Below are 10668 nucleotides of genomic sequence, written 5' to 3' on the forward strand. Positions count from 1 at the left end.
TAATGCTCTTGCCACCTCTTCGGCCAGCGTCGACGCCGTGACCCGCCGCGGGCTCGAACTGATCCGCAAGGCGAAGGCCGAGGGGGAGCGCGAGACGCTCGTCGCGCAGCTGATGAACCGCTATCGCCTGTCGACCGAGGAGGGGGTCGTGCTGATGTGCCTCGCCGAAGCGCTGCTTCGCGTGCCCGACAATGCGACGGCCAACGCGCTGATCCGCGACAAAATCGCCGGGCGCCAATGGAACGAAGGCGAAGAGGAGGACAGCCCGCTGATCGTCGCGCTGTCGGCGCGCGGCTTGTCGCTCGGCTCGGCGACGCTGATGCTCGACGCAATGGGCAGCAAGGCGAACCCGCTCACGCTTTTGAAATCGATGGTCCGGCGCTCGGGCGAACCGGTGATCCGCCAGGCGGCGCTCGCGGCGATGAAGCTGCTCGGCCAGCAGTTCGTGATGGGCGAGACGATCGACGCCGCGGTCAAGCGCGCCGACAAGGAAAAGTCCGAACTCGCGAGCTTCGACATGCTCGGCGAAGCCGCGCGCACTGCCGAAGATGCGGCGCGCTATTATGAGAGCTATGCGAACGCCATCGCACGCATCGGCAAGGCGGCCAAGCCGGGCGACCCGCACGCCAATCACGGCATTTCGATCAAGCTGTCGGCGCTGCACGCGCGTTACGAATATCTGCAACCGGCGCGTGTTCAGGGCGAGCTGATCCCGAACGTCATCGAACTCGCGAAAGCCGCGCGCGCGGTGAATATCCCGTTGATGATCGACGCCGAGGAAAGCGACCGGCTCGAACCGCATATGGACGTGTTCGCGGCGCTGATCGACGCCGGGATCGCCGACGACTGGACCGGGCTCGGCATCGTTATTCAGGCCTATCAGAAGCGCGCGCCCGCAGTGATCGACTGGCTCGCGAACCGCGCGCGGGCGCGCGGGGTCAAGCTGTCGATGCGCCTCGTCAAGGGCGCCTATTGGGACACCGAGATCAAGCGCGCGCAGACGCTGGGACTCGGCGATTTCCCGGTCTTCACGGCAAAGCTTCACACCGACCTCAACTATATGCGCTGCGCGCAGTTGCTGCGCGACTGCCAGGATTGCATCTATCCGGCCTTCGCGAGCCACAATGCGATGACGCTCGCTTTTGTCTCCGAGCAGTTCGCCGGCGCTGATTACGAGCTGCAGCGGCTACACGGCATGGGCGAGGGCGCGCATGATGCGCTCGTCGCGCTGTTCCCGCCGCCGCGTCCCGTGCGCGTCTATGCGCCGGTCGGAACGCACCGCGATCTGCTCGCCTATCTCGTTCGCCGCCTGCTCGAAAATGGCGCAAACTCCAGCTTCGTCCACCAATTCTCCGATCCCGGGGTCACCGCCGAACAGCTCGCGGTCGATCCGCGCAGCGTCGCGAGCGCGGCGTCTTCGACCATCGCGACCGGCCGCGGCCTCTTCGACCCCGTCCGCCGCAACTCGCGCGGCTATGATCTTGGCGATCCGGGCGTGCCCGAGGCGCTGGTTTCGGCGATCGGCGCGGCGCGGCGCGGCGACCTGATCGCGGCGCCGATCGTTGGCGGTGCCCCGCGAAAGGGCCAGGTCGAAGCGGTGCGCAATCCTGCGACGGGAGCGATTGTCGGTCAGGTGATTGAAGCCGATGCGGCCACCATTGCCGATGCCGTCGCCGCAGCGCGCAAGGCGCAAGGCGACTGGAGCCTCGCCGGCGGTGCTTTCCGCGCCGAACGGCTCGAACGCGCCGCCGATCTGCTCGAAGAACATGATGCGCTTTTCCTCGGCCTCGCGATCGACGAAGCGGGCAAGACGCTCGTCGATGCTGTCGCTGAAGTGCGCGAGGCGGTCGATTTCCTCCGCTATTATGCCGCGCAGGCGCGTGCCGACTTCACTTATCCGGTTGCGCTTCCGGGTCCGACGGGCGAGCGCAACGAACTGATGCTCGAAGGCAAGGGCGTGTTCGTGTGCATCAGCCCGTGGAATTTCCCGCTCGCGATCTTCCTCGGGCAGGTGTCGGCGGCGCTCGCCGCGGGCAACGCCGTGCTCGCGAAACCCGCCGAGCAGACCCCGCTGATCGCGCACGCGGCGGTCGAGCTGCTGCTCGAAGCCGGAGTCCCCGGCGATGTGCTGGCGTTTCTCCCCGGCCGCGGCGAGACGGTCGGCGCAGCCCTGACGAGCAACGACGATATCATCGGCGTCGCCTTCACCGGCTCGACCGAAGTTGCACGGATGATCAACCGCAGCCTCGCCGGGCGCGACGGTCCGATCGCGACGCTGATCGCCGAAACCGGCGGTGCCAACGCGATGATCGTCGATTCGACCGCGCTGCCTGAACAAGTCGCGCGCGACGCCGTTGCCAGCGCCTTCCAGTCGGCGGGACAGCGTTGCTCGGCGCTCCGCCTGCTCTGCGTGCAGGAAGATGTCGCCGACACGATGATCGAAATGGTCGCGGGCGCGATGGCCGAACTCAATATCGGTGATCCGTCGATCCTTTCGACCGATGTCGGCCCGATCATAGACGACGAGGCGCAGGCGAATATCGCCGCCTATGTCGCCGAAGCACGCGCCGCGGGGCGCGTGATCGCGGAGGCGGGGCGCACGAACCTGCCCACGGATGGCCATTTCGTACCCCCGGTCGCGATCCGGCTCGACCATGTCATCGACCTCAAGCGCGAGATTTTCGGTCCCGTGCTCCACGTCGCGACCTGGAAAGGTGGCGAGCTCGACCAGCTCATCGATGCGATCAACGCCTCGGGTTATGGCCTGACGCTCGGCGTTCACACGCGCATCGATGGCGTCGCAGCACATATCGCGGCGCGCGCGCAGGTCGGCAACGTCTATGTCAACCGCAACCAGATCGGCGCCATCGTCGGTTCACAGCCGTTCGGCGGGCGCGGGCTGTCGGGCACCGGTCCCAAGGCTGGCGGTCCGCATTACCTGCACCGCTTCGCCGAGGAAAAGTCGATCTCGACCGATATCACCGCGGCGGGCGGCAATGCGGCGCTGATGGCGGGTTAGGTCATGCGCCGGCTGATGCGCGGTGGCTTCGGCAACCGGCGCATCAGCCGGTTCATTGCGACCACGAGGCCCGATACAGAGTGGACAACTGTCCCGGGCAATACGTCCGAAATCGTCTCGCGGCATAATGCCGCGGCGACCCTATGTTATGGTTGCCCCCCGCAGCGAAGCCAGCATAGCCTTTCCGCGGCACCGTGCAATGATTTGCGTCGCGCGCTGGTGTCAAATGGGTAAATGGTTCGCACAAAGCCACGAAGCCACGAAGATTATATCTCTCCGTTCACCATGAGCTTGTCGAAGGGCCGTTCTTTCTTTGGGCGTCGTGAGAAGAAGAACGGTGCTTCGACAAGCTCAGCACGAACGGGATTGAGATTTCTTCGTGGCTTGGTGGCTTTGTGCGAACTAAATTTTCTCTAAGCTCCCGGCACCCCAAGCAATTGCGCCTGCGCCTTCAATCGTCCCGCCGCCGCCGGGTTGGCCGCAATCCCGTCCTTCAGCGCCTGCGCGGCTTTCGCCGTCTCGCCCAGCGTCATGCGGCTGCGCATCAGCATGATCCAGCGGTCGACATCGGCGGGATTAGCCTTCAGCTTCGCTTCGAGCCCGCTCACCATGCTGTCGATCATCTGATCCTGTTGACCCTTGGGGAGCTGCGACGCCGCTTCTATATCGGCGCGGCTCGGTCCCGGAATGGCGCGCGCCGCGACGGGCATCTCGTTGGCGGTCAGCGGACGCGCCTCTGTGCCCGCGAGCCGGGCGGCGACATCGATCTTGTGAATCTGCCCGACCTGCTCGATCGTGCGGCGGAGATCGGCTTCCCACGGCGCCCCCTGCGGCGTGTCGGCGAGCAGCGCGAACCAGTCGTCGATCGCGCCCTTGTGATCGCCGCCGATATCCTTCTTCACCGCGAGGAAATAGCGCGCGCGCGGATCCTTCGCATCGAGCGCGATCGCCCGGTTGAATGCGTCGAGTCCGGCGGCGGGCATCGGGTCGCTGTCGCTTCCCATCACCCGCGCCTCGCCGAGCGCCGACCAGAGGCCTGCCGAATCGGGCGAAAGCGCGACCGCTTTCTCATACGCCCCGGCCGCGCCCGCGAAATCGCTCATGTCGAATCGCGCTGCGCCGAGCGCGGTCCAGGCTTCGGCATTGTTCGGCTCGCGTTTCGTGCGCGCTTCCAGCTCGGCGAGCTGATCGGACGGCGCGCCCGTTTCCTGCGCTGCGGGATCGGGGGCCGAGGGACCGGAATCGCGCCAGATTGCATAGCCGATGGCGGCCGTCAGCAGGATGAAGGCGGCGATCAATATCGCCCGGTTGGTGCCCGTCATGCCGCGGCCCATCCCCTTGGCCATCTCGTTGCTCTCGCTCATTTTTGCCCCTTTGTGCGCGCCGCGAAAAAATGCCGCCTGTGCGCGCTGTCATATTGCCTTTGCTCGGCGATGGTGTAGCCTTTGGCACACAAGGTCGGTCAACGATAAAATCGTCAGGGGTCGCACCGGCTTTCCCAGTCATACAGGGGAGGGGTGCATGGCAGTTTCGGATCACGTCGACTTTTCGACGTTCATGGAAGGCGTAAAAAAGCGCAACCCGGGTCAGCCCGAGTTCGTCCAGGCGGTGCAGGAGGTGTCGGAAGACATCTTCGACTTCATCGCCGACAAGGAAGAATATCACGCGCAGCAGATTTTGCGGCGCATCGCCGAACCCGACCGCGTCGTGTCCTTTCGCGTCTGCTGGGAAGACGACAACGGCAATATCCGCGTCCAGCGCGGCTGGCGTGTCCAGAACAACAACGCCATCGGCCCGTATAAGGGCGGCATCCGCTTTCACCCGAGCGTCACCGAAAGCGTGCTTAAGTTTCTCGCGTTCGAACAGACGTTCAAGAATGCGCTGACCGGGCTGCCGATGGGCGGCGGCAAGGGCGGGTCGAACTTCAATCCCAAGGGCAAGAGCGTGCGCGAGATCATGCGCTTCTGCCAGAGCTTCATGACCGAGCTTTATCGCCACATCGGCGCCGACATCGACGTGCCCGCGGGCGACATCGGGGTGGGTGGCCGCGAAATCGGATTCATGTTCGGCCAGTATAAGCGGATCACCAACGAGTTTACTGGGGTGCTGACCGGCAAGGGGCTCGAATGGGGCGGCTCGCTGATCCGTACCGAGGCGACGGGCTACGGGGCCGTTTACTTCCTGGCCAACATGCTCGCTGCGAAGGGTCAGGATCTGGTCGGCAAGACCGCCGTTATCTCTGGATCGGGCAATGTCGCGACGCACGCGGCGGAAAAGATCGTCCAATTGGGCGGCAAGGTGCTGACGCTCTCCGATTCGGGCGGCTTCATCCACGACCCCGACGGCATCACGCAGGAAAAGATCGACTGGGTGAAGGCGCACAAGACCCACCGCCGCGGGCGGATCGAGGAATATTGTGACGAGTATAAATCGGCGAGCTTCACCGCGGGCAAGACGCCGTGGGGCGTCCCCTGCGACGTTGCGCTGCCGTGTGCGACGCAGAACGAACTGCTCGGCGAGGACGCCAAGACGCTCGTGAAGAACGGTTGTATCGCGGTCAGCGAGGGCGCCAATATGCCGACGAACCTTGAGGGCGTGCATATCTTCAAGGATGCGAAGATCATGTTCGCGCCGGGCAAGGCGGCGAATGCCGGCGGCGTCGCGGTGTCGGGGCTCGAAATGAGCCAGAACAGCGGGCGCCGCAGCTGGAGCGAGCCTGAGCTCCAGCAGATGCTCAAGGATATCATGGACGGGATCCACAAGAGCTGTCTGACCTATGGCGACCGCGGCGGCGGCTATATCGATTATGTGAAGGGCGCCAATATCGCGGGATTCAAGAAGGTTGCCGACGCGATGCTGGCTTTCGGGGTGGTGTAATTCGGCCCAAGGCGTAAAAGCGCCGGGTTGGGGAAAAAGGGGTACTGCGGATGATGGCGCACGCTGGGAAGGAGCGCGGCGATCGGCCTTGGACGGCATTTGCCGCCCTCGTGCTGGTGCTGCTGGCGCTTGCCATCGCGGCGTTCGTCTTTGCCCCCCCAGCCCGGTCGCAGGGCGAAAGCGGCGCGCGCTACACGGGCGTCGCCTCCTGTGCCGGGTCGACCTGCCACGGCCGGATGGAGGGCGACGGCACCGTCGTCCGCCAGGACGAGCTGATGAAATGGCAGGAACCCTCGACCCCGGGCGGCGCGCACAGCCGGGCGTGGGCGGTGCTGGGCAATAACCGCAGCCAGTTCATCGCGCGCAATCTCGGTATCGGCGACCCCGCCAAGGCGCAGATGTGCCTCGGCTGTCACAGCACGGCGGGCACGGCGCGCGCGGTCCCGGCCGAAGACGGCGTCGGCTGCGAATCGTGCCACGGGCCGGCGGGCGGCTGGATCGCCAGCCATTATGCCGGGGTCGGGACAAACGCCGACCCTGACCGTGAAATGCGCGACAAACATCTCGCGAACCTGTCGGCAGGGCTCAAGAAGCTCGAGGATCCGGTGGTCCGTGCTGGCGTGTGTGTCGACTGCCACTTCGGAGAGGCGGGCGAGGGGCAATTCGTCACCCACCGCCTCATGGCCGCCGGTCATCCGCGCATTTCGTTCGAACTCGACCTCTTCTCCTCGCTCCAGGCGCATCATCAGGAAGACGCCGACTATGGCTGGCGCAAGTTCGGCGCCGCGGGACGGCGCACCGACCATGTCCAGATGTGGGCGGTCGGGCAGGCGACCGCGATCGAACGCAGCCTCGCGCTGTTCCAGACGCGGCGCGGGACCGAGGGGATGTTCCCCGAATTTTATTTCCTCGATTGCCACAGCTGCCATCGCCGCATCTTCGATCAGGCGAAGCCGGTGCGGACGGGGCTCGACAATCCCGGCCGGTCGATCCCCGAAGGCATGCCGCCCTATAATGACGAGAATCTGATCATGCTCGCCGCCGCCGCGCGGCTTGCGGCGCCCGCGCTCGCCGACCAGCTCGCGGCGCGCACCGCGGCGTTCCACAAGGCGATGGCGACCGACCGGCAAAGCGCGGTCGCCGCGGCGGCGCAGCTGGCGCAGACGGTCGCGGCGCTCAAGAGCGCCTTCGCCTCGCGCAGCTTTTCGGGCGCCGACGCCTTCGCGATGGTCGATGCGATTTCGGCAAAGGCGATCAGCGATCGCTACACCGATTATTCGGGGTCGCAGCAGGCGGTGATGGGGGTCGATACCTTGCTCAACGCGATGGTGTCGTCGGGCCGCGTCACCGTGGGCGCGGCGGCGGGCATCCGCGGCGACATCGACCGCGCTTACGCCGCGGTGAAGGATCCCAACGCCTATAAACCCAGCGAATTCCAGGCGTCGTTCGGCAGCGCGGTGCGCGCGATCGGGGCGCTGCGGTAAGATCATGCGAAGCAAGACCCATCTTTTCCGTTCGGCCGCCTTTGCCGCGATGGGCGCGCTGCTGCTCACCTCTTGCGGCGGCGGTGGCGGGGGGGGCGGCGGCACGCCGACCCCGACGCCCACGCCGACCCCCACTCCAACGCCGACTACGGTGTATACGCCGCCCGCCGCCGAAGCGCTGAGCACCACCGATGTCGAGCGCGTGCTGGCGCAGGCGATCGCCGAAGCGCAGGCCCGCAGCCTGCCGTCGGTGATCGCGGTGACCGACCGCGTCGGCAATGTGCTCGGCGTGTTCCGCATGAACGGCGCGCGTGCGACCGCGACGACTGCGCCCGCCCCCAATGGCGTGAACATCGACGCGCAGAATGTGCCCTTCCCGGCGGAAGGCGGCGCGATCGCCAAGGCGGTGACGGGGGCTTATCTCTCGAGCGGCGGCAACGCCTTTTCGACCCGCACCGCGAGCCAGATCGTCCAGGAGCATTTTCCGCCCGCGCCGACCACCGTCGGCCTCGAAAGCGGACCCTTGTTCGGGGTGCAGTTCAGCCAGCTGCCGTGCAGCGACCTCAATAGCCGTTTTGGCATGGCGGGCGCGGCGGCGCTGATCGGGCCCAAACGTTCGCCGCTCGGCCTCGCCGCCGATCCGGGCGGGCTGCCGCTTTACAAGAATGGCGTGCTCGTCGGCGGTGTCGGGGTGATGGGCGACGGCGATTACGGCAGCGACAATAATATCCTCGACATCGACAACGACCCCGAGGAGTTCATCGCGCTCGCCGGTACGCGCGGGTTCGAAGCACCGGCGGCGATCACCGCCGACAAGATCACCGTCGACGGGACCAGCCTGCGCTTCTCCGATGCAACCTTTGCGGGGGTAATGACCAGCGGCGGCGCGAGTTTCGCGAGCCTCAACGGCGTTGCGGGCAGTCTGGTCGCGGTGATCGGCTATGCCAATGCCGCGATCATCCCCGGCACCGCCTATGGCAGCGAAGCCTCAGGCATCCGCGCCTCGACCGCCGCCGAATTTTCGAACCGCGACGCGTTCGTCCTCACCGACGGCAGCGGTACGAACCGCTATCCGCTGCGCGCCGGCACCGACGGGGCGACCAACAGCGCGCCGCTGACGCAGGCCGAGGCGCGCGCGGTGCTCGAAGAAGCCTTCACGGTGATGAGCCGCGCGCGTGCGCAAATCCGCCGCCCGCTCGACAGCCGGGCGCAGGTGACGATCAGCATCGTCGACACGCATGGGTCGGTGCTCGGTCTCGTCCGCTCGCCCGACGCGCCGATTTTCGGCACCGACGTGAGCCTGCAAAAGGCCCGTACCGCCGCTTTTTTCTCGGGCGCGCAGGCGGGGAGCGAACTCAGCGCCAACGCCAGTGCCGACGTCCGCCAGTTCGTCAGTGCGACGCGGACCTTCCTGAACGATCCCGCGGCGCTCACCGGCACGATCGCCTTTGCCGACCGGTCGGGCGGCAATTTGTCGCGGCCCTATTTCCCCGACGGCGAGGTCGGCCGCCCGCACGGACCGCTGTCGCGCCCGATCCAGCAGTTCAACCCTTTCTCGACCGGGCTGCAATCGGCGCTGATCATCGGCAATCTCGGCGCGCATCTCGGCTTTGTCGGTGGTACGAGCCCAGCGGATACGCCGCAGCGCTGCACGACGCTGCCCGACGTCGCGCCGGGGCAGAACCGGCTGCAGAACGGCATCCAGATCTTTCCGGGCTCGGTCCCCATCTATCGCGGCAATCAGCTGGTCGGTGCGATCGGTGTGTCGGGCGACGGCATCGATCAGGATGATATGATCAGCTTCCTCGGCGCGCATAATGGCGGCGCGCGCGTCGGCGGCATTGGCAATGCGCCGAAGGCCATTCGCGCCGACAATGTCGTCGTGAATGTCGGCGCCGGGGTTCGCCTGCGCTATATCAGCTGCCCGTTCGCCCCGTTCCTCGACACGGCGAACCAGAACGTCTGCGACGGGCTATAGAATGTTGCGGCTGGTGCTCTCCCATCGCTTGTGCCGCCGCGAAGGCAGGGGTCCATCTCCTAAGCTATCGCCTTTCCAGCATCGGCTGCTGGATTTCGATGTGGCGGGTGATGGACCCCTGCCTTCGCAGGGGCACGGTAGATTTGTGGTCGCCAGACTATGAGCGCCCTCGGAAGCAGCCTTCTCCCGATCATCGCGACGCTCGCCGCGCAGGGCGCGCCGGGCGCCGAGATTCCGCCGCCGCCGCCCGCGCCCGAGGGACCGCCTGTCGTCGGCGATGCCGCACGCGCCGAACAGCCCGCCGAAGAATTGATCCCGCCGCCACCGCCGGTCGACTGGCAGGAGATGGTCAAGGACGATCTGGTAACCGGGATTATCGAAGGCCGCCGCCGCCCTGGTTATACCCCCGACCTTCCGGATGCGCTCACCCAGGACAATGCCGGCGCGCTGCGCCCGCCGCCGCCGCAGGCGTTTCCGGGGATGGAGGACCAGCTTCCGGTTCCCGACCGCTGGCGCCTGATCGAGAGCTTGGGCGTGGTCAAGGAACGCTGGTTCGACCCCTATAACCAGAACACCTACAAGGGCGACCGCGCGATCGACCGCAGCAAGGTTCCCTGGCTGCCGATCAAGGGCGACGACTGGTTCATCGTCGCCAATGCGGTATCCGACACGGTGTTCGAACCGCGCACCTTTCCCATCCCTGTCGGCGTCCAGACGACCGAGCGGCCGGGCAGCCTCGACGTGTTCGGCAAGGACCGCAGCTTTGTCTTTGCACAAACCTTCATCGCGGGCGCGGCGCTGATCAAGGGATCGACCGCGTTCAAGCCGCCCGACATCGAATATCGCGTCACCCTCGCCTACCAGGCCAATTATGTCGACGTGCCCGAACGGCGCGTGCTCGACGTGCGCCCGTCGAAGGCGAGCCATCGCTATGACTCGTTCCTCGGCGTGCAGGAATTGTTTGTCGACAAGCATCTCGGCAACACGTCCGACCGCTATGACTTTTATTCGATCCGCCTCGGAATCCAGCCGTTCCAGAGCGATTTTCGCGGCTTCCTGTTCAACGACAGCCAGCTCGGCATCCGCCTGTTCGGCAACCGCGACAACAATCGCTTCCAATATAATTTCGCGGCCTTCTGGCGGCTTGAGAAGGACACGAACAGCGGCCTCAACGACATCACCCAGACCCCGCGCGACGATTTTGTCCTGACCGCCAATCTCTATCGCCAGGATTTCCCGGTCGTCGGGCTGACCAGCCAGGTCAGCGTGACCTATAATATGAACCGCGAAAAGAACGACGTGCAGATCGA

Annotated in this window: 5 protein-coding genes and 1 pseudogene; 5 read left to right on the plus strand and 1 reads right to left on the minus strand. The window is 65.9% G+C overall.

The genetic code is table 11. The annotated features are described in order from the left end of the window. A partial coding sequence (gene putA, locus VJ811_RS12895) for a bifunctional proline dehydrogenase/L-glutamate gamma-semialdehyde dehydrogenase PutA (RefSeq protein ID WP_324072939.1) occupies window positions 1-3019 on the plus strand: 3019 nt, incomplete at its 5' end. Between the two features lie 413 nt (window positions 3020-3432). On the opposite strand, the gene VJ811_RS12900 is transcribed toward putA, so the two are convergent. Beyond that, window positions 3433-4383 carry a TPR domain-containing protein gene (locus VJ811_RS12900; protein ID WP_324072941.1) on the minus strand — a complete coding sequence of 317 codons (951 nt, stop codon included), beginning with the start codon at window positions 4381-4383 and terminating at the stop codon, window positions 3433-3435. A 157-nt stretch (window positions 4384-4540) separates the two neighbouring features. Here VJ811_RS12900 and gdhA point away from each other — a divergent pair, with 157 nt between their 5' ends. The 4 genes and pseudogenes from gdhA to VJ811_RS12920 form a co-directional block, all read left to right on the plus strand. Next, window positions 4541-5896, plus strand: a complete 1356-nt coding sequence (gdhA, locus tag VJ811_RS12905; RefSeq protein WP_324072944.1) for an NADP-specific glutamate dehydrogenase — start codon at window positions 4541-4543, stop codon at window positions 5894-5896. A gap of 50 nt (window positions 5897-5946) precedes the next feature. After that, window positions 5947-7380, plus strand: coding sequence for a multiheme c-type cytochrome (locus VJ811_RS12910; protein ID WP_324072945.1), 1434 nt, complete (start codon window positions 5947-5949; stop codon window positions 7378-7380). Window positions 7381-7384: 4 nt separating this feature from the next. Beyond that, window positions 7385-9358 carry a heme-binding protein gene (locus VJ811_RS12915; RefSeq protein WP_324072947.1) on the plus strand — a complete coding sequence of 658 codons (1974 nt, stop codon included), beginning with the start codon at window positions 7385-7387 and terminating at the stop codon, window positions 9356-9358. Window positions 9359-9517: 159 nt separating this feature from the next. Next, window positions 9518-10668, plus strand: a pseudogene (locus tag VJ811_RS12920) (hypothetical protein); the annotation flags it as partial.

This window comes from Sphingopyxis sp. (assembly GCF_035250425.1).
Lineage (GTDB): Bacteria > Pseudomonadota > Alphaproteobacteria > Sphingomonadales > Sphingomonadaceae > Sphingopyxis.

Excerpts from the sequence above, each read along its gene's own strand:
- VJ811_RS12900 (WP_324072941.1), bottom strand. The coding sequence starts at position 4,383 with ATGAGCGAGAGCAACGAGATGGCCAAGGGGATGGGCCGCGGCATGACG.
- gdhA (WP_324072944.1), top strand. The coding sequence starts at position 4,541 with ATGGCAGTTTCGGATCACGTCGACTTTTCGACGTTCATGGAAGGCGTA.
- VJ811_RS12910 (WP_324072945.1), top strand. The coding sequence starts at position 5,947 with ATGATGGCGCACGCTGGGAAGGAGCGCGGCGATCGGCCTTGGACGGCA.
- VJ811_RS12915 (WP_324072947.1), top strand. The coding sequence starts at position 7,385 with ATGCGAAGCAAGACCCATCTTTTCCGTTCGGCCGCCTTTGCCGCGATG.